This window comes from Xenorhabdus poinarii G6, assembly GCF_000968175.1.
Classification (GTDB): Bacteria; Pseudomonadota; Gammaproteobacteria; order Enterobacterales; family Enterobacteriaceae; genus Xenorhabdus; species Xenorhabdus poinarii.
In genome coordinates this window covers 3,512,777-3,533,576 of sequence record NZ_FO704551.1, presented here as the reverse complement: position 1 = coordinate 3,533,576, position 20,800 = coordinate 3,512,777, and the positions used below count along the sequence as shown (strand labels likewise).

15 protein-coding genes are annotated in these 20,800 nt (G+C 46.2%); 8 read left to right on the top strand and 7 right to left on the bottom strand.

All coding sequences use genetic code 11. From position 1 onward, the window contains the following. Window positions 1-112: 112 nt before the first annotated feature. The 3 genes from ftsN to priA form a co-directional block, all read right to left on the bottom strand. On the bottom strand, window positions 113-928 hold the full coding sequence (gene ftsN / locus XPG1_RS16300; protein WP_045960175.1) for a cell division protein FtsN: 816 nt from the start codon (window positions 926-928) through the stop codon (window positions 113-115). Between the two features lie 71 nt (window positions 929-999). After that, the gene (gene cytR, locus XPG1_RS16295) at window positions 1,000-2,022 is read right to left on the bottom strand and encodes a DNA-binding transcriptional regulator CytR (protein WP_045960174.1); all 1,023 of its coding nucleotides are present in this window, start codon (window positions 2,020-2,022) and stop codon (window positions 1,000-1,002) included. A gap of 314 nt (window positions 2,023-2,336) precedes the next feature. After that, on the bottom strand, window positions 2,337-4,535 hold the full coding sequence (gene priA / locus XPG1_RS16290) for a primosomal protein N' (protein WP_045960173.1): 2,199 nt from the start codon (window positions 4,533-4,535) through the stop codon (window positions 2,337-2,339). A gap of 231 nt (window positions 4,536-4,766) precedes the next feature. On the opposite strand from priA, the gene rpmE reads away from it, so the two are divergent. Then, window positions 4,767-4,982 carry a 50S ribosomal protein L31 gene (rpmE, locus tag XPG1_RS16285; protein ID WP_045960172.1) on the top strand — a complete coding sequence of 72 codons (216 nt, stop codon included), beginning with the start codon at window positions 4,767-4,769 and terminating at the stop codon, window positions 4,980-4,982. Window positions 4,983-5,078: 96 nt separating this feature from the next. On the opposite strand, the gene metJ is transcribed toward rpmE, so the two are convergent. Further along, window positions 5,079-5,396 (bottom strand): met regulon transcriptional regulator MetJ, encoded by a 318-nt coding sequence (gene metJ / locus XPG1_RS16280; RefSeq protein WP_045960171.1) that lies wholly within the window; start codon window positions 5,394-5,396, stop codon window positions 5,079-5,081. 290 nt (window positions 5,397-5,686) lie between these two features. Here metJ and metB point away from each other — a divergent pair, with 290 nt between their 5' ends. From metB to ppc, 3 genes are all read left to right on the top strand, one after another. Beyond that, window positions 5,687-6,847 (top strand): cystathionine gamma-synthase, encoded by a 1,161-nt coding sequence (gene metB, locus XPG1_RS16275; RefSeq protein ID WP_045960170.1) that lies wholly within the window; start codon window positions 5,687-5,689, stop codon window positions 6,845-6,847. Between the two features lie 2 nt (window positions 6,848-6,849). Then, window positions 6,850-9,285: a bifunctional aspartate kinase/homoserine dehydrogenase II gene (locus XPG1_RS16270; protein WP_045960169.1), complete on the top strand. Its 2,436-nt coding sequence runs from the start codon at window positions 6,850-6,852 to the stop codon at window positions 9,283-9,285. A 172-nt stretch (window positions 9,286-9,457) separates the two neighbouring features. After that, a complete protein-coding gene (gene ppc, locus XPG1_RS16265; protein WP_045960168.1) occupies window positions 9,458-12,094 on the top strand; it encodes a phosphoenolpyruvate carboxylase in 2,637 nt (878 codons plus the stop codon). Between the two features lie 86 nt (window positions 12,095-12,180). Here the strand turns inward: ppc and metF are convergent, their stop codons facing one another. Next, window positions 12,181-13,068, bottom strand: a complete 888-nt coding sequence (gene metF / locus XPG1_RS16260) for a methylenetetrahydrofolate reductase (RefSeq protein ID WP_045960167.1) — start codon at window positions 13,066-13,068, stop codon at window positions 12,181-12,183. A 440-nt stretch (window positions 13,069-13,508) separates the two neighbouring features. Beyond that, window positions 13,509-14,666: an acetylornithine deacetylase gene (argE, locus tag XPG1_RS16255; protein WP_045960166.1), complete on the bottom strand. Its 1,158-nt coding sequence runs from the start codon at window positions 14,664-14,666 to the stop codon at window positions 13,509-13,511. 116 nt (window positions 14,667-14,782) lie between these two features. Between argE and argC the strand changes: the two genes are divergently transcribed. The 4 genes from argC to argH all read left to right on the top strand — a co-directional run bounded on the left by argC (window position 14,783) and on the right by argH (window position 19,348). Next, on the top strand, window positions 14,783-15,787 hold the full coding sequence (gene argC, locus XPG1_RS16250) for an N-acetyl-gamma-glutamyl-phosphate reductase (protein ID WP_045960165.1): 1,005 nt from the start codon (window positions 14,783-14,785) through the stop codon (window positions 15,785-15,787). A 69-nt stretch (window positions 15,788-15,856) separates the two neighbouring features. Beyond that, complete coding sequence (argB, locus tag XPG1_RS16245; protein ID WP_045960164.1) at window positions 15,857-16,630, top strand: acetylglutamate kinase; 774 nt, start codon at window positions 15,857-15,859, stop codon at window positions 16,628-16,630. Window positions 16,631-16,682: 52 nt separating this feature from the next. Further along, window positions 16,683-17,894, top strand: a complete 1,212-nt coding sequence (locus XPG1_RS16240) for an argininosuccinate synthase (protein WP_045960163.1) — start codon at window positions 16,683-16,685, stop codon at window positions 17,892-17,894. 71 nt (window positions 17,895-17,965) lie between these two features. Further along, on the top strand, window positions 17,966-19,348 hold the full coding sequence (argH, locus tag XPG1_RS16235; protein WP_045960162.1) for an argininosuccinate lyase: 1,383 nt from the start codon (window positions 17,966-17,968) through the stop codon (window positions 19,346-19,348). Between the two features lie 168 nt (window positions 19,349-19,516). Here argH and XPG1_RS16230 read toward each other — a convergent pair whose 3' ends face one another. Beyond that, window positions 19,517-20,713 (bottom strand): MFS transporter, encoded by a 1,197-nt coding sequence (locus XPG1_RS16230; RefSeq protein ID WP_084717330.1) that lies wholly within the window; start codon window positions 20,711-20,713, stop codon window positions 19,517-19,519. Window positions 20,714-20,800: the final 87 nt, after the last annotated feature.

Below are 20,800 nucleotides of genomic sequence, written 5' to 3'. Positions count from 1 at the left end.
AAAAGGGTACACACGGAGCGTGAATTTGTTATCTCACCATTGCTTGCACAATGCTGATAAAAGCACCATATGTATGTTATTAGAGATCTAGATGGGGGAGCTTTCAGCTTTTTCAACCCCCTAGCGGGCGGAGAATACAATTGGGGATACCTGCATTTGCGACGCGCTCACGCATTTTTTCAGCACTGGCCTTATTTTTATAGGGGCCAAGCACAACACGGTTCCAATTATCTTTCGTCGTAATCTGACTCTCAATGCCTGCAAATGCAAGGCTGGCACGGACAGATTCCGCCGGTGCGATTGCCCGGAAAGAACCGCATTGTAGTATCCATTTTGAACCGGTTGTTTCAGATTTTGGTTTGCTCGTTTCACTGGTGTTCAGGGAAGAAGACGCTGAACTTTTTTCCTCTGACAAGCGCTGTTCTGCCTGTTGTTGGGAATATTCATATTGCGATGTCGGTGGATTGACCAGGACATGTGAACGTGGAACTGGCTCACTATTGTAAGGCACTTCTTTCAGTGAAATCGGTGGCTGGTGCATATCGGCTTGGATTTGTTCCAGTAACTGTTTCTGCTCCGGTGTTAATGGGTGAGGCCGGTTTTGTTGGTTGAATGTGGTATCGGGTTCCTGAATTGGCGGTGTGTTAACAGGCCGATTTTCCAATTCCTTAATATAGCTCCAGCGCTCTTCTGGTTTTGGTGGCAGGCTATTTTCCTTGATCTTATGATGGGGCTGTGGGGTATTCTGTACATTTTCTTCTTTCTGATGATGTACGATGAAATAAAGCCCACCCATAAAGATGACTACCAAAACCACGGCAATGGCTAATGTCGTTTTAGATAATCCTTGAGCCTGCTTTGCTTTCTTACCAGTACTTTTCCGGCGGGGGGCGTTACGCCCACGGCTTACATAATCTCGTTGTGCCACTGTTTAATTCGCTGAGTTATTTAAAATAAAAGGAATAGATAACTAATGTTACTTAAGCTGGCGTTATTTGCCTAGCTTTTAGGCGGGCAAGTACTTGCACGAATGATCAATTCTGCCTCCAATAAGCGTGAGTCCTGAGAAACAAAACGTCCCTGAAGCTGCTCAAGCAATAATAGCATCGCGTGATGTCCAATTTCATAACGTGGCTGTCTCACTGTGGTCAGGGCGGGTTCACAGTATTGAGCCAAGTTTAAATTATCGAAACCGACAACAGAGAGATCTTCGGGTAATTTTAATCCCATTTTTTTAGCTTGCCACATGACGCCCATTGCCATGACATCGCTATGACAGAAAATAGCACTTGGTGGTTGAGGCAGAGTCAGCAAGGTTTCTGCCAATGCCGCGCCACTTTCATAGGTGAAATCGCCGCGCACAATGTATTCTTCATGGATTGTTTCCCCGGTGCGCCGCAATGCCTGAATGTAACCCTGTAAGCGATAGTGACACAGTGGCATGGTTTTCGGTCCGGTAACACAGGCGATGCGTTGATGCCCCAGTTTTTGCAAATGATGGGTTGCATTAAAGGCGGCGGTCAGGTTGTCAATATGAACAGTGGGGAGTTCCAGTCCGGGGGCGAATTCGTTGGCCATCACCATCGGTGGCAGATTTTTTTGCTCTTCTTTGGAAATATCAAAAGGAATGTTGGAACCAAGCAACACCATACCATCAATGCGTTTGGTGATCAGAAGATTGATAAAAGCATGTTCTTGCTGCTGATATCTGCAATCGCCAATCAGTACCAAATAACCATAATCTACGGCGGTTTCTTCAATACCCCGAATGACTTCAGTAAAGAAAGGATCACTGATATCGGGCACGATAACCAGAATTGTTCTGGATTCGTTGCGGCGTAAATTTTTGGTGAGATGGTGAGGATAATAACCCACTTCCAATACGGCATTTTCAACTTTCTGGCGTGTGCGGGTAGAAACCTTGTCAGGATTCATGAGTGCTCTTGATACAGTTGCGGTAGAAACGCCAGCCACTTTGGCAACATCTTTCATGGTTGCCAACGCGCAATTCTTTTTTTCCATCGTTCACTCCTTAACTCTCCAGCGGTAGCGAAAAGATTGCTATCTGGCTGCCAAAAAAATGCCAGTCATTCCTGAGAAGGGAGCGCTGGCGGATTGCTTTCTACAGTCATATTCATCATTTTATTTTAAACGGATTTACCGCGCCATCCGTGACTTTGTTGACATAAAAAGTGTGATATGAATCATTTTTTAGAGAGACTTCGCAAATGACAGACATAATCGTCTCTCTTTTTGACCGATATTCAGTTGAATGGTGGCGTCTGGCGACGAGATACCATGTGCTGTTGATGTCCTTAATTGATGATTTTTTATTATCAATTTTCCGTCGGATCGACATCAATGTTCCATTTCACTTTGCGTGCCAGTGGCAGCGCAGTGATTTGTGGATAGATCCTGCTCATCATTTTTTGTAGGAAAATGCGGGAAGGATGTTGAATCAACAATTGCCAGCGATAACGGCCTCCCCGTTTAGCCTGTAATGCGGGGACGGGTCCCATGATCCATAAATGATCATCGTGCTGTGGATGAAGCTCAAACAGTTGACGCATTTGTTGTAAAAAGGCGGGAGCTTGTTGATTGTCGTGATCTTCGGAACGAAGCAATATATGGCTGGCAAAAGGTGGTAGATGAACTTGTTGACGCTCTTCCATCGCCTGTTGTGCAAACGCATCGTAGCCTTTTTCCAGCAAGATTTGCAAAATCGGGTGCTCAGGATGGTGAGTCTGAAGGACGACCTCGCCTCGTTTTCCGGCTCGTCCCGCCCGGCCGGAGACCTGAGTATATAGCTGGGCAAAACGTTCTGCCGCCCGGAAATCAGCAGAAAACAGAGCACCATCGACATCCAGTAAAGCGACCAGTGTCACATCGGGAAAATGATGGCCTTTTGCTAACATTTGCGTGCCAATTAAAATACGTGCGCCACCTTGATGCACTTCGGCCAGTTGTTGTTCCAGCGCTCCCTTGCGGCTGGTGGTGTCACGGTCAATGCGGGTAATCGGCGTATTGGGGAACAGTTTTGTCATGCCATCTTCAAGTTGCTCAGTACCCAGGCCAACGGGAATTAAGTGGGTGGAGCCGCATTGCGGGCACTGTCGAGGGATCGGACGCTGGCTGTCGCAGTGGTGGCAGCGTAGGTGGCGATAGTTTTGATGCAGAGTGTAATAGTGATCGCAACGTGGGCATTCGGCTATCCAGCCACATTCATGGCAAAGCAGGGCAGGGGAATAACCACGACGGTTCAGAAACAGGATGACTTGGTTGTCCGCCTTGAGGTGTTCACTGATGCGATTGATCAGGGGTCGTGATAATCCAACTGTTAATGGCAGCCCTTTGAGATCCAATAAATGCTGAGTGGCTGGTTGGGCAGGGCCGGCTCGTTGGGTCAAGGTAAGTTGGCGATATTTCCCCTGTTTGACATTATATAGCGTTTCCAGTGCGGGGGTTGCTGTACCCATAATAATGGGAATTCCCTCTTGCTTAGCCCGGAATACCGCCAGATCACGGGCATGATAACGCCAGCCTTCTTGTTGTTTATAAGAATTATCGTGTTCTTCATCGATAATAATAACGCCCAGATGAGCAAAGGGGGTAAACAAAGCGGAACGCGTACCGATAACGATGGCATTTTCCCCCCTTTTTGCCCTCAGCCAAACCGTCAACCGTTCGCTATCGTTCAGGGCTGAATGCAGAACATCAATGGGAGCGTTAAAACGTTCGCGGAATCGGCGGATAGTTTGTGGTGTTAAGCTAATTTCGGGGACTAAAATCAGCGCTTGCTTACCTTGTGCAAGAATGTTCTCCAGTACACTGAGGTACACTTCCGTTTTACCCGACCCGGTGATACCGGCCAGTAGCCACGGAGAAAAAATCTGATCTTCTGCACGAATAGCACCTACCGCAGTTGCTTGCTCTGCATTGAGTTTTAACCTATCACCGAGGGTTGTAAAATGCGTATGCCAGTTTTCCGCTTCTGGCTGGACGGGATGAAGGGTAATGAGTGATTTTTTTTTCAGTGATTGTAGTGCGCTTTCGCTTAACTCCCGTTCAGAAACCTGATGACGATAAATAGGTTGCTGACGCAAAGTGGCCAATGCTTTTTGCTGTTTAGTGACGCGCTTGAGTTGTTCGAGCGGGAGTTCACGGCCTGCCTCGGTGACATGCCACTGCCAGAGTGGTGAAAATTCTGCCGGTTTTCCCTGTCGTAGCAAGACCGGGAGGGCATGGAACAGCACTTCGCCCAACGGATAGTGATAATAGCTGGCTGCCCATTGAAGCAGTTGCCAGAGATCATTGGGGAACAGGGGCTGGACATCAAGAATGGTGGTAATAGACTTGAGTTGCTCAGAAGGGAGCTGGCTGTTATCAGTGATAGCCGTGACAATACCGATTGCATTTCGTTTACCAAAAGGGACGCAGACGCGGACACCGATAGCTGGCAGCGAGAATGCTGGTGGTAATAGATAATCGAATGAACGGGTTAGAGGGACAGGCAACGCAACCTGGACAACTGTCATAAGGCGATTTCCGGATAATGAATGACCCGATAAAAGGGCATAGAAAAAACAGATAACGATAAAGGTATCATAGCAAATCAGCAGATTTCATTGCGCAATAAACCGATATTCTGTATGATCCGCCGCCTTTGGTATAGAAAGAAATTCCCGAGAATTATTTTCATCAACACGACGTGTGGTGTCTGGCGATAACAAGGCTGGATAGCGACACGGCCTGAACAGAGGTTTTCCATGAAACAAGGTATCCATCCTAAATACGAAGAAATTACGGCATCTTGCTCTTGCGGTAATATCATCAAAATCAACTCTACTGTAAGTCACAATCTGAACCTGGACGTTTGCGGTGCATGTCACCCATTCTACACTGGTAAACAGCGTGATGTTGCAACTGGTGGTCGTGTTGATCGCTTCAACAAACGTTTCAGCGTTCCAGGTACTAAGAAGTAATGACTTCTTCTTGTCTGTGATTAATACAGGCGGGATAGTTGAAGTAAAGACAGTTGAACAAAAACGCCCGATGCAAAACATCGGGCGTTTTTGTTATCAATATTCCCATGTGTCAGGATCAATACCGAGTTCGCGCATCATGATTTTGGCTGCTTCCGGGATTTCGTCATAGCGCTCTTTGCGCAGATCGTCATCATCAGGCAGAGGCTGTCCAGTGAACGCATGGAGAAAAGCTTCACACAGTAACTCGCTGTTTGTTGCATGACGCAGATTATTCACCTGACGGCGGGTACGTTCATCAGTCAGTATTTTCAACACCTTCAGCGGTATTGAAACCGTAATCTTTTTGACTTGTTCACTTTTTTTGCCATGTTCAGCATAAGGGCTGACATACTCACCATTCCACTCAGCCATGAGATACCTTAAATATTCTAAATCAAGTAATTGAGATCAGGAATTGGCGAAAATTTCTGACCTATTTTCATGTCGATAATGCGTTAGTCTAGCATAATTCACCCATCGACTATATCGCCCCACTGGCACTAATTTATAAAATATAACCAGAAGACATATAAAGTGTAATGGTACTTATTGAATTGGGATATTAAAGCGCAAAACATTTTAGATGTCTAGATGTGTTGACGTCTATATATCCAATCGTTATTCTTGCATGTCACCAATAATAACGATGGCGGGGAAAGGGTATGGGATGTAAGCAAGCGACAATTGCGGTGCACAGTGGTGCAAATATTGATGAACAATATGGCTGTGTTGTGCCACCTATCTATCTTTCCAGTACCTATAACTTTACCGGTTTTAATGAGCCAAGACCTCATGATTACTCCCGCCGTGGCAATCCTGGTCGTGATGTTGTCCAACAGGTTTTGGCAGAGCTGGAAGGGGGCGTGGGTGCAGTGATGACCAGCAGTGGTATGTCTGCTATTCATCTGCTTTGTAGTGTGTTTCTGAAACCGGGGGATTGCTTAGTAGCTCCCCATGACTGTTATGGCGGTAGTTATCGTCTTTTTGACAGTCAGAGCAAGCGCGGTGCATACAAGGTGATTTTTGTTGATCAATCCGATGAACAGGCGTTAAAACAGGCATTAGCCAAAAAGCCCAAGCTGGTATTGATTGAGACACCAAGTAATCCCTTGTTACGGATCGTGGATATTCAATATATTTGTGGTTTGGCGCATGACGTCGGGGCATTGGTCGTTGTTGATAACACGTTTTTAAGTCCTGTTTTGCAAAAACCATTAGATTTAGGGGCTGATTTAGTTGTTCATTCCTGCACAAAATACTTGAATGGACATTCTGATCTGATTGCAGGGGCCATTATCGCTAAGGAATCCTCTATTGCGGAAGAGGTGGCCTGGTGGGCAAACAATATCGGCGTGACGGCTGCGGCGTTTGACAGCTATCTGCTATTGCGTGGCATTCGTACATTATCTGCTCGCGTGTTACTCCAGCAAAACAATGCGGTTGCCATTGTGGATTATCTGCAACAACAGCCTCAGGTGAAAAAACTGTTTTATCCTGGATTGAAAACTCACCCGGGGCATGAAATTGCCGTTAAGCAACAGCAAGGTTTCGGGGCAATGCTCAGTTTCGAATTGGATGGTGATGAACAGACCATGCGTCGTTTTTTATCTGCGTTAAAATTATTGACTTTGGCTGAATCTCTCGGTGGGGTGGAATCGTTGATTTCTCATACCGCAACAATGACACACGCGGGCATGTCGGCAGAAGCAAGGGCTCAGGCAGGGATAACGGATTTGCTTCTTCGTGTCTCTGTAGGAATTGAAGATAGTCAGGATTTAATTGCTGATCTGGATAATGCGTTTCAGGCAGCGGCAACGAGGTAATCATGAGTACACTGACAACAGCGGGGGCGGAATCTGGCCGTCAGTTGCATAAATTTGGTGGTAGTAGCTTGGCTGATGTGAAATGTTATCAGCGGGTCGCTGAAATTATGGTGAACTACAGCAAGCCGGGTGATTTGATGGTCGTGTCAGCCGCAGGGAGTACCACGAACCAGCTTATTGACTGGCTTAAACTGAGTCAGAGTGACCGAATATCCGCGCATCAGGTACAGCAATCTCTGCGGCGTTACCAGCAAGAATTGATCCGTGGTTTGCTGCCTGACACAGTTGCTGAAGAACTGAGTTCCCTGTTTATCGCTGATCTGGAAAGATTGAGTACATTACTGGATAAACCCATCACGGACATCACATACGCCGAAGTCGTGGGGCATGGGGAAATTTGGTCTGCCCGTTTGATGGCTGCCGTGCTTGAAAATCAGGGAATTCCTAGTACATGGCTGGATGCGCGTCAATTCCTCAGAGCCGAGCGGGTTGCTCAGCCGCAAGTTGATGTCGGATTGTCACAACCGCTGCTTAACTCGTTATTGATCCAACATCCTGATAAGCGATTAGTAGTAACCGGTTTTATTTCCAGCACCCAAAATGGTGAAACGGTCTTGTTGGGACGCAATGGCAGTGATTATTCTGCGACACAGGTGGGAGCGTTGGCTGGGGCTAAAAAGGTCACCATCTGGAGTGATGTCGCGGGGGTTTACAGCGCTGATCCGCGCAAAGTTAAGGATGCCTGCCTGCTACCGTTACTGCGTTTGGATGAAGCCAGTGAACTGGCGCGTTTAGCTGCCCCGGTGCTCCATACCCGTACATTGCAGCCGGTTTCCACCAGCGATATTGATCTGCAACTGCGTTGTAGTTACCAGCCAGAACAAGGTTCTACCCGTATTGAACGGGTACTGGCAACGGGAACCGGCGCAAAAATCGTGACCAGTCATGATGATGTCTGTCTGATTGAATTGCATGTTTCTTCAGCCCACGATTTCAAACAAATCCACAAAGACATTGATTCTTTGTTGAAGCGAACTCAAATCCGGCCATTGGCGACCGGGTTGCATACCGATTGCAACCTGATCCAGCTTTGCTATACCTCTGAAGTTGTCAATAGCGCCCTCGATGTTTTGCAGGATGCCTCTTTCCCCTGCAAACTTTCTTTGCGGGAAGGCTTGGCGCTGGTGGCGTTGGTCGGCGCGGGAGTATGTAAAAACCCGCTGCATAGCCACCGTTTTTATCAACAATTAAAGGATCAGCCGGTTGAATTTATCTGGCATGCGGAAGACGGTATCAGCCTGGTTGCTGTGCTGCGTTCGAATCAAACGTCTCATCTGATTCAGGGACTCCATCAAAGCCTGTTCCGGGCTGAAAAACGGATTGGTTTAGTGCTGTTTGGCAAAGGCAATATTGGTTCTCGTTGGCTGGAGCTGTTTGCCCGTGAACAGAAAAATATTTCTGCGCGCAGTGGTTTTGAATTTATTCTGGCGGGGGTTGTTGATAGCCGCCGGAGTTTGCTGAATTATCAGGGTATTGACGCCAGTCGGGCGATGGCATTTTTTGATGATGAAGCAACTGTACATGATGAGGATGCGCTGTTTTTATGGATGCGGGCACATCCTTATGACGATTTGGTGGTATTGGATGTCACGGCAAGTGAAGAATTGGCCTCAGAATATAGCTATTTTGCCAGTTATGGCTTCCATGTTATCAGCGCTAACAAGATTGTTGGTTCTTCCGACAGCAACACTTATCGTATGATCCGCGATGCGTTTGCCAAAACAGGCCGCCACTGGTTATATAACGCGACGGTTGGTGCGGGGCTGCCAATTAACTATTCCGTCAGGGATTTGCGGGAAAGTGGGGATACTATCCTCTCCATCAGTGGGGTATTTTCCGGCACATTATCCTGGCTATTCTTGCAGTTTGATGGTTCAGTGCCTTTCAGTGAATTAGTGGAACAAGCATGGCAGCAGGGGTTAACGGAACCTGATCCGCGCATTGATCTTTCTGGTCAGGATGTCATGCGTAAGTTGGTGATCCTGGCGCGGGAAGCCGGTTATGAGATCGAGCCTGATCAGGTTCGTGTTGAATCGTTAGTGCCGCAAGAAGCTCGGGTGGGCTCTATTGATGAATTCTTTGAAAACAGTGCAGCCATTAATGCACAGATGTTGCAACGGTTAGAAGCCGCCCGGGAAATGGGGCTGGTACTACGGTATGTTGCGCGTTTTGATACCAGCGGTAAGGCAAAAGTTGGTGTGGAAGCCGTGCGTGGTGATCATCCATTGGCCTCACTGTTGCCAGCCGATAATGTTTTTGCGATAGAAAGCCGCTGGTATCGTGATAATCCATTAGTGATCCGTGGGCCAGGCGCCGGGCGGGATGTCACGGCGGGGGCGATCCAATCAGATTTAAATCGTCTGTCGCAACTGCTGTAGCCCCGCTTTCCCTCGTCGGATTTTTAACCCGACAGCAGAACATGGTCGACAGAAAGGCATAAAACCGCGACAGTAAGACATAACACATTCGGACAGATATCGGGTAAATGCGAATTGAGCCAGCTTGCTGGTGAAAATAGGTGACATACAGCAACACAAGGTCAGGGATTATATGAATCAACAATATTCTGCAATGCGAAGTAATGTCAGTATGCTCGGTAAGTTATTGGGCGATACAATTAAAGAAGCTTTGGGAGATGATATTCTTGATAAAGTGGAAACCATCAGGAAGTTATCCAAATCCTCCCGTGCTGGCAATGGAGAACACCGTCAGCAGCTTTTATCGACACTGGAAAATTTATCTAATGATGAGTTACTGCCTGTTGCCCGCGCGTTTAACCAGTTTTTAAATCTGACTAACGTTGCTGAACAATATCACAGCATTTCGCCACACGGTGAGGCGGCAAGCAATCCGGTGGCATTGGCAACGTTGTTCAACCGACTCAAAGAAAAACAGTTCAATCATGATGAATTGGTCAATGCGGTCAATGAACTGGCGATTGAATTGGTTCTGACTGCACATCCGACAGAAATTGCCCGCCGTACCTTGATTCATAAATTAGTTGAAGTGAATGGCTGCCTGGCACAGCTTGATCATGATGACCTGGCGGACTACGAACGCAATAACATTATGCGTCGGTTGCGCCAGTTGATTGCTCAATCATGGCATACCGATGAGATACGTAAGATCCGCCCGACGCCCATTGACGAAGCAAAATGGGGATTTGCCGTGGTAGAAAACAGTTTGTGGGAGGGTGTCCCCGCCTTTCTGAGTGAATTCAATGAACAACTGGAACAATCCATTGGCTACAGCCTGCCGGTAGAAGCGGTACCTGTCCGTTTCACCTCTTGGATGGGAGGAGATCGTGATGGTAATCCTAACGTGACGGCTGAAATGACTCGCCATGCCTTGCTGCTCAGTCGTTGGAAGGCGGCGGATCTGTTTCTGAAAGATATCCAGATTTTAGTTTCTGAACTCTCCATGTCGGTATGTACACCTGAACTTCGTCAGATGGCAGGGGGCGAGCATGTGTTAGAGCCTTACCGTGAAATTGCTAAACAACTGCGAACGCAATTAGGTCACACGCTGGCTTACCTGGAAAAACGTCTGAAAGGTGAGCAAGCGCTGCCACCCACGGACTTATTGCTGCATAACGAACAGTTGTGGCAACCATTGTATGCTTGCTATCAATCCCTGAAAGCGTGTGGCATGGAAATTATTGCAAATGGGCAATTGCTGGATACTTTGCGTCGTATTCGTTGCTTTGGTTTATCTTTGGTGCGAATTGATATCCGTCAGGAAAGTACCCGCCATACCGAAGCGATAGCTGAACTGACGCAATATCTGGAAATGGGCGATTATGCGAGCTGGCCGGAAGCTGAAAAACAAACATTTCTGCTGCGTGAATTGCAGTCAAAGCGGCCTTTAACCCCGTGTGACTGGCAGCCAAGTGCAGAAACACAGGAGATTTTCGATACCTGCAAGGTGATAGCTGAATCACCACAAGATGCGATTGCCGCTTATGTTATTTCCATGGCGAAAGTCCCTTCTGATGTTTTGGCCGTGAAATTGTTGTTGAAAGAAGCGGGATGCTCGCTGTCATTGCCCGTTGCACCCTTATTCGAAACCCTTGAAGACCTTAACAACGCCGAGAGTGTGATTCGGCAATTGTTGGGGATCGCGTGGTATCGCAATCTGATAAAAGATAAACAGATGGTGATGATTGGTTACTCGGATTCCGCTAAAGATGCGGGGGTGATGGCCGCGTCGTGGGCGCAATACCGGGCGCAGGATGCGTTAATCAAAGTCTGTGAACAAGAGGGCGTGACGCTGACCCTGTTTCATGGCCGTGGAGGTACGATTGGTCGTGGTGGTGCGCCTGCTCATGCGGCGTTGCTTTCCCAACCACCAGGGAGTCTGAAGGGGGGATTACGTGTCACAGAACAGGGGGAAATGATCCGCTTTAAGTTTGGCTTGCCACAGGTCACGATCAGTAGCTTAGCCTTGTATGCCAGTGCGATTCTGGAAGCTAACTTATTGCCACCACCGGAGCCGAAACCGGAATGGCGGCAGATTATGGATACGCTGTCGGCTGTTTCTTGTGACATGTATCGTGATTATGTGCGTGAACAACCGGAATTTGTGCCTTATTTTCGGGCTGCCACCCCTGAGCAGGAATTGGCCAAATTGCCTTTGGGCTCACGGCCGGCGAAACGACGCCCGACGGGAGGCGTTGAAAGTTTGCGGGCGATCCCGTGGATATTCGCATGGACACAAAACCGCCTGATGCTTCCGGCATGGCTGGGGGCAGGCGCGGCGTTGCAACGGGTGATTGATACGGGTAATTTGTCGGTTTTAACGGATATGTGCCGTGACTGGCCATTCTTCAATACGCGTATCGCCATGTTAGAGATGGTGTTTGCCAAAGCCGATTTATGGCTGGCGGAATATTATGACCAACGTCTCGTGGCACCGAAATTGTGGCCTCTGGGGGCAAAATTGCGTGATCAGCTTGCGAAAGATATCAAAACGGTGCTGTCAATTTCACAGGATGAGCAATTAATGGCGGATTTGCCGTGGATCGCTGAATCTATCGCATTGCGTAATGTGTATACCGATCCGTTGAACGTGCTACAAGCTGAATTGTTACAGCGTTCCCGTCAGCAGGAAAGCCCTGATCCACATCTTGAACAAGCACTGATGGTCACTATTGCGGGCGTTGCAGCGGGAATGCGCAACACGGGCTAGTTTTGATTTTTGTAAAACATTTCGTAAAACATGTTTGAATGATAAAAAGCCGAATACTCGGCTTTTTTTATGGTTATATCAACAAGTTAACAAGGGCGAACCCCTAACGTATGGCAGATGGCATAACTCAATTCTGCCCGATTCAGGGTATAAAAATGAAAATCTTTCACGCCTTCACGGCTGAGGATTTTTACCATGTCCATTGCAATAGACGCACCGACTAAGTTTCGGCTTTCTGGATCATCATCCAACCCTTCAAACATTCTGGTCATCCAATTTGGAATACGAACATTCGTGAGGGTGGCAAATCGTTGTAACTGACGGAAGTTTGAGACAGGTAAAATTCCCGGCACGATTTCCACATCAATGCCTGTTGCAACGCAACGATCGCGAAAGCGCAGATAACTCTCTACATCAAAAAAGAATTGGGTAATGGCGCGATTAGCGCCGGCATCAATTTTGCGTTTCAGGTTAATCAGATCTGCCTGCGCACTTTTGGCTTCAGGATGCACTTCAGGGTAAGCCGCGACAGAAATATCAAAATCGGCTTCTGCTTTTAAAAGTGCGACTAAATCAGCACCATACATTTCTGGTTTACCGCAATGAACCGGTAAATCACCCCGTAAGGCCACAATATGACGGATGCCGTTTTGCCAATAATCATGGGCAATGTTGCGCAGCTCTTCACGGTTGGCATCAATGCAGGTCAAGTGTGGCGCTGCATCAAGACCCGTTTTTTCTTTAATGTCTTTGATGATGCTATGTGTGCGATTACGTTCGCCAGAGTTAGCGCCATAGGTGACGGAAACAAATTTAGGTTTCAGTTTGCTTAAACGATCAATGGATTTCCACAGGGTTTGTTCCATCTCAGCAGTACTGGGCGGAAAGAATTCAAAGGAAACACGAATTTGTCCTTCAAGTTCAGCCAAATTCTGATTCAGTGCCTCTCGCTGATTAGCGTGAAAAAAACTCATACCCTGTGCCCCCATGAACAAACGGCATTTTTATCCGTTTTTTTAGATGTTTAAATGTTTATATGTCTATCCATTTAGATGTCCAAAACAGAATGGGTGAAGTCGGATTTTTAGTCAATCAAGAAATGGCTTATTCTTGGTGAGGAATATTCAAAGTGATTAGGAAAGAAATTCATGTTGGAGCATGGTTTGCATTTAGAAACGGTTTAGATGAAGAAGCTATTATCAAAGACTGCCACACAGACGTAACATCACCACACCAAACCTGATTGGGTTCAGTGACCATACGGCGATGAAAAACATAATTTTTAATATCGATGGTGCATTATTTTTATTCAAATGCGGGTCACATTGATTTTAATTTTTATCGCGAAAAACCCCGGTGTACTCACCGAGGTGATAATGCCGACTGCAAGAAGAGTGGTGTTGGGAGATAACGTTTAGTCTGCACTTAAACAAAAATGTTCAACAAGTTGTGAAAGCAGCTTTCTTGTTGGTTCAATAAATGCCATATCCAAAAATTCGTCGGGCTGATGTGCCTGTTCAATCGATCCTGGCCCTAAAACCAGTGTGGGACATAATTCCTGAATAAACGGTGCTTCCGTACAGTAATTGACGGTATCTGCCTTTGTTCCCAACAATTTTTCGATGACGCCAACTAGCTTGTGGTCGGTGGGACACTCATAACCTGGTATCGGGGCATGAAGTTCTGTCACGTTGAGACGACCTGGCCAGCGCTGTTTGACGGGAGCCAGTGCGTCGTTCAGTAATCCGTTCAAATCTTGTAAGGTCAATCCGGGAAGTGGGCGAATATCCATATGTAGTTCGCAGCAGGCGCAAATGCGGTTCGCCGCGTCACCACCGTGAATATGACCAAAATTCATGGTGGGATAAGGAATAACAAAAGCGGGATTGTGATAGCGTTCTTGTAAGGTGTGGCGTAGTTTTATCAGTTGGGTGATGGATTCGTGCATCAAATCAATCGCGTTGACTCCCCGGTCAGGATCGCTGGAATGTCCTGATTTTCCGTCAATGCGGATCGCTGGAGCGATATGCCCTTTATGGGCGCGGATAGGTTGTAACGATGTAGGTTCGCCGATGATGGCAAAATCAGGCCGAATATGGGTATTGGCAGCAAAGTAACGCGCGCCTGCCATAGATGTTTCTTCATCGGCGGTGGCCAGAATATAAAGGGGATGAGATAGCTTGCTGGCATCCATATCCCGCAGGGCATCAATAATAAAGGCAAAGAAGCCTTTCATGTCCGCCGTGCCAAGCCCATACAACTTACCATCACGTTCGGTCAGTGTGAAGGGATCTTGTGTCCAGCGGCCGGCATCAAAAGGCACGGTATCGGTATGACCGCATAGCAGTAAACCGCCTGACCCCTTACCCAATGTTGCCAGTAGATTGAATTTTCCCCGGGTGTCAGGAACAGGCTGAATTTCAATCGCAAAGCCAATTGCCTTTAGCCATTCTGCCAGCAGGTTGATAACAATTTCATTGCTTTGATCCCGCTCAGCATCCGTTGCACTGATAGAAGGGGCAGCAATGAGTTGGTCATATAATTTAATAAAAGAAGGTAATTTCATTTTCACTGTTGACAGCCTTTATTCAGAATAGTATCAATATTAATGCAAATTAACTGCATATAAATTCAATAAAGTGGCTAAATTAATACTATTGGGTTAATACTATAAGGTGAATAAATTCCATGTTGAATGCACTGATTGTGGGTGCCAGTGGTTATACCGGAGCTGAGTTAGCAGCCTATCTACAACGTCATCCCCATGTCTATCTTTCCAGCTTGATGGTGTCTTCTCAAAGCTTAGATAGGGGGAAATGTTTTTCCGAACTTCATCCACAATATAAGGGGATTCTTGATCTGCCCTTACAGCCACTGACCGACGTGAGTGAGGCCGCGAAGGAAATTGATGTGGTCTTCCTCGCGACGGCTCATGAAGTCAGCCATGATATTGCGCCAGTCTTTCTGGATGCGGGCTGTATTGTGTTTGATTTATCGGGTGCTTATCGCATACAAAATACACAGTTTTATGAAAAATACTACGGGTTTAAACATAAAAATGCGGAGTGGCTGGCGCGAGCAGTCTATGGATTAGCAGAGTGGCAGGCAGAAAAAATCAAGCAAGCACAATTAATTGCAGTGCCCGGTTGTTATCCCACGGTTTCTCAACTTTCTTTGAAGCCATTGCTTGAGCAAAATTTATTAGATACAGAACATTGGCCGGTGATTAATGCAGTCAGTGGTGTCAGCGGTGTCGGTCGGAAAGCCGCTACCACCAATAGCTTTTGTGAAGTGAGTTTGCAGCCTTATGGGGTGTTTAACCATCGTCATCAACCAGAAATCGCCACGCATTTAGGGACGGAGGTGATTTTTACCCCTCATTTGGGCAATTTCTCGCGCGGTATTCTTGCCACCATGACCTGTAAATTGAAAGCAGATGTGACAGAAGCACAAATCAGAGAGGTTTATCAGCAGGCGTATCATGATAAGCCATTGGTGCGTTTATACCGTCATGGCTTTCCCTCGCTGAAAGCGGTTGTTGGTTTGCCATTCTGTGATATCGGCTTTGCCGTTCAGGGGCAGCACCTGATCGTCGTCGGTGCTGAGGATAATTTATTGAAAGGTGCCGCCGCACAAGCAGTGCAGTGCATGAATATTCGTTTTGGGTATGAAGAAACTCAGGCGTTGCTTTAGTTTCTGATGGCTGGATCCCGAATAAATGAAGACTCCTATCGATGTGAATACTGACAGAGGATAAATCCGATGAAGCCGTTAGTGATCAAATTGGGTGGTGTGTTATTAGACAATGAAGAAGCGCTGGAACGGTTATTTACCTTATTACAGCTATACCGAAAAACACACAGACGTCCACTGGTGATTGTACACGGTGGGGGCTGCCTGGTTGACGAGCTGATGCAGCAATTGCAGATGCCGATTGTGAAGAAACAAGGTCTGCGGATCACGCCAAAAGAGCAAATCGACATTATTACCGGAACGTTAGCTGGAACGGCCAATAAGAAATTGTTGGCGTGGGCAATCAAGTACCGTTTGCCTGTTATCGGCTTATGTCTGGCGGATGGCGGAACGGTGAAGGTTTCTCAACTCGATGAAGAATTTGGTCACACGGGTAAAACCCGACCCGGCCAGCCTGATTTGCTGAAAATTTTGCTGGATGTGGGCTATGTGCCGATTATCAGTTCAATTGGTATTACTGAACAAGGTGAACTGATGAATGTGAATGCGGATCATGCGGCGACGGCTATCGCACAAGTGCTGAATGGCGATTTGATCTTGCTGTCTGATGTCAGCGGTATTCTGGATGGGCAAGGCCAAAAAATCCCGGAAATTTCAGCAGAAAAGATAGCACAGCTTATTGATCAAGGCATTATCACCGATGGCATGATTGTTAAAGTGAATGCCGCGCTGGCGGCAGCCAAAACACTTGGGCAACCCGTGGATATCGCAAGTTGGCGACAGGCGGATCAGTTGATTGCGTTATTTAATGGTATACCGATCGGCACCCGAATTTTGGTTTGATTGAGAGAACGGCCCTGTGGCTGAGATAAATAAAATTAAAAAGGTTACCCCTATGACAAAAAACATCAAAAAAATCGTTTTGGCCTATTCAGGTGGTTTGGATACATCGGCCATTATTCCCTGGTTGAAAGAAAATTATGGCAATTGTGACGTGATTGCGTTTGTGGCTGATGTTGGTCAAAGCCGTGAAGATCTGGACGGTGTGGAGCAGAAGGCGTTGCTTTCTGGTGCGTCTGAATGCCATGTTGTCGATCTGCGTGAAGCGTTTATCAAAGAGTATGTTTATCCGGTACTGAAAACCGGTGCGCTGTATGAGGGCAGTTATTTGCTCGGAACGTCAATGGCTCGTCCAATCATTGCCAAAGCACAAGTTGAACTGGCTCTGAAAGTGGGCGCTGATGCCGTCGCTCATGGGGCAACAGGAAAGGGGAATGATCAGGTACGGTTTGAAAGTACTTATACCGCGTTGGCACCGCATTTGAAGGTGGTCGCGCCCTGGCGGGAATGGGATCTCCGTTCCCGTGAAGCGTTGCTGGATTATTTGAAAGTTCGTCATATCCCAACAACGGCAACACGAGAAAAAATCTATAGCCGGGATGAAAATGCATGGCACATTTCAACCGAAGGTGGCGTGCTGGAAAGTACGTGGAATGCCGCCAATAAAGATTGTTGGGCATGGACAGTTGCGCCAGAAGCCGCGCCCAATGAAGCAGAATATGTCACGGTCACAGTTGAACGTGGCGAGGTAGTTGCTGTGAATGGTCAGACGCTTTCACCGTACCAATGCCTGTATGAATTAAATCAGTTGGGCGCCCGGCACGGTATTGGCCGGATCGATATTGTGGAAAACCGGCTGGTAGGTATGAAATCCCGTGGTTGTTATGAAACGCCGGGGGGAACCATCATGATGGAAGCATTACGTGGCATTGAACAATTGGTTCTGGATCGCGATAGTTTCAAATGGCGTCAACAACTGGGGCTGGAAATGTCTTATGTTGTTTATGATGGGCGTTGGTTTGCGCCATTGCGTCAATCAATCCAGGCGGCGGCCGAAAGTTTAGCCGCAGGGGTCAGTGGTGAAGTCGTGCTTAAACTTTATAAAGGGCAAGTGACGGCAGTGCAGAAAAAATCAGACAATAGTCTCTATTCTGAGGAATTCGCTACTTTTGGCGAGGATGCGGTTTACGATCATCGTCATGCAGAAGGGTTTATTCGCCTTTATTCGCTTTCCTCACGTATCCGGGCATTGAATAACAAAAATTAATTTTTTGGTATCCATTTATGATTGGCAATAAATGTATTGCCAAGACTTATCGCGAGAATAGGAACGAGATTATGGCACTTTGGGGCGGGCGTTTCAGTCAGGCAGCCGATCAGCGGTTCAGGCAATTTAATGATTCACTGCGTTTTGATTATCGCTTGGCAGAGCAGGATATTATTGGCTCAATCGCGTGGTCAAAAGCATTGGTCACGGTGGCGGTATTAACTTCCGAAGAGCAGCAAAAGCTGGAGCTGGCGTTAAATGCGTTGCTGAATGAAGTGCAAATCAACCCTCAGGCTATCCTGCAAAGCGATGCAGAAGATATTCACAGTTGGGTCGAAGGGCAACTTATCACGAAAGTGGGTGATTTAGCTAAGAAGCTTCATACCGGGCGCAGCCGTAATGATCAGGTTGCGACTGATTTGAAGTTATGGTGCAAAGATCAGGTTGCCCATATCCTGAAGGCATTGGTTGAGTTGCAACAAGCATTCGTGTTCACCGCCGAAAATAATCAAGATGCCGTCATGCCGGGTTATACCCATTTGCAGCGAGCGCAGCCTGTCACTTTTGCACATTGGTGTTTGGCTTATCGGGAAATGTTTAGCCGTGATGAAGATCGTTTACACGATGCCTTAAAGCGGTTGAATGTCAGCCCGTTAGGGAGTGGCGCGTTGGCAGGAACAGCTTATGACATTGATCGTGAGCAACTCGCGTCATGGTTGGGTTTTGCATCCGCGACACGGAATAGTCTGGACAGTGTGTCTGATCGTGATCACGTCCTGGAATTGTTGTCAGATGCGAGCATGAGTATGATCCATCTTTCGCGTTTTTCTGAAGATCTGATTTTCTTTAATAGTGGTGAAGCCGGGTTTGTTGAGTTGTCGGATCGGGTAACATCCGGCTCCTCTTTGATGCCACAAAAGAAAAACCCTGATGCATTGGAGCTTATCCGTGGAAAATGTGGGCGAGTTCAGGGCGCATTAACCGGGATGATGATGACGTTGAAAGGGCTTCCTCTCGCTTACAATAAAGACATGCAGGAAGATAAGGAAGGCTTGTTTGATGCGCTGGATACTTGGTTGGATTGTCTGCATATGGCGATACTGGTGCTGGATGGCCTTCAAGTCAAACGTTCCCGTTGTGAAGAGGCGGCAAAACGGGGGTATGCCAATGCGACCGAATTAGCGGATTATTTGGTCGCCAAAGGGGTTCCATTCCGTGAAGCACATCATATCGTTGGCGAAGTCGTCGTTATGGCCATTGACAAAGGTAGGGCATTGGAAGCACTTTCTCTGCCTGAATTGCAAAAATTCAGTCATGTTATTTCTGAGGACGTTTACGATGTCTTATCTCTGCAATCTTGTCTGGACAAACGTCTGGCAAAAGGAGGCGTAGCGCAAAAACAAGTGAAGCAAGCGATTGCAGAAGCGAAACAGTTAATCGGAAAAGATCATTAATATGAAACTCTCCTGTAAAAAAAGAAGAGTTGTATTTTATGGTCGTTATTTTTTACGATGCATTTATTCACGCCTCACAGCGCGAGGCGTGAATGAATTTTCTGTTTGTAAGCGGTAACATGAAAATTGTTTCATATATATGACATTTCTTTTATCCATGCTACATCCTTATTCATTGTCTAAATACTGTTTTTTCCCAAGCGGGATTCCGATTAATGTTTGCACCGCTAAGGCCGCTAAAATCAGCCAAAGTACATCATCCCATTGGGCTGTCTTCTCGAAAATAAAGGATGACAAAATGGGTGATATAAATGCAATGAGATAACCAATGGATTGCATCATTGCATTGGTTTTTGTCACATTAAATGGGTTCTTAAATCTTAATAGTGGGGTGATAAAAGCAACACCTGTGCAAATGCCTGAGCCAATCCCCATGATAATTAAAAATAGCGGCAGATGATCTTTCCAGTAGATCATGTTGGCAACACCAAATAGGACAATGAGAGGACTGAAAACAAAGTAGATCCATTGTTTCTTGGTTTTATAGATAATATATGATGTCAGTATGGAGAAAGGGATGGCCGAGTAAGTAAATAAAGATGAGTATAGGGCAGCGGTTTCGTGATTAAATCCAAAAGAAATAATAATGGTTGGCATCCACGCGGTGACAATAAAAAATATGCCGGATAAAATGCCAAAATAGAGCGCCATCGAATAACAAAAAATGTTTTTTACAGGCGTTATGTTTTTTGGGTTAGATGAATCATTCTGAATTTCCCTTATTGATAGCACATCTTTAATTTTTTCTTTTTTGTCTTCTTTCATGGTGAATATCCCTATCACGATTAGCGCAATAATAGGGATGCACATCCAGAATAGAGGAACGGTATTCCATGATAAGTTCAGATGATTTTTAATTGGAATAGTCAGTGAAGTCGCCAATGCAGGGCCAAGATAGAGTGATGCGGTATAAAGAGATGATAATAAAGATATTTTATTTTCACTCTGTCTTTTTATAAAAGAAGGGAGTGATATATTGCCCAATGAGATGGAAAAGCCAAATAAAAACGTTGAAGCGATAAGTATGGGGACGCTTTGTTCTAATCTCAGCATGTAAGCAACAATACTCACTGTCATTGATAACGTAATGATTTTATTCAGCGATATCTTTTTCTCCAGCCAGGGAACTAAAGGGGAGATAAAGAAGAAACATAATGGGTAAATGGAGGTTAAAAATGAGAATAAATACGTGCTTATATGCAGGCTATTAATGACTTCTTCAGCCATTGTGGGTAAGTATGATATTGGGACTCTTAATTCCAATCCTACAAAGATAATTAAGGTAATTAATAGTGTCAGTCTCATATATACCCTACTGTGTTTTTTATATAATAGATATCGTTTAAGATGGTTTACTAAATGAAGATACAATACGGATAAAATATTTCAAGT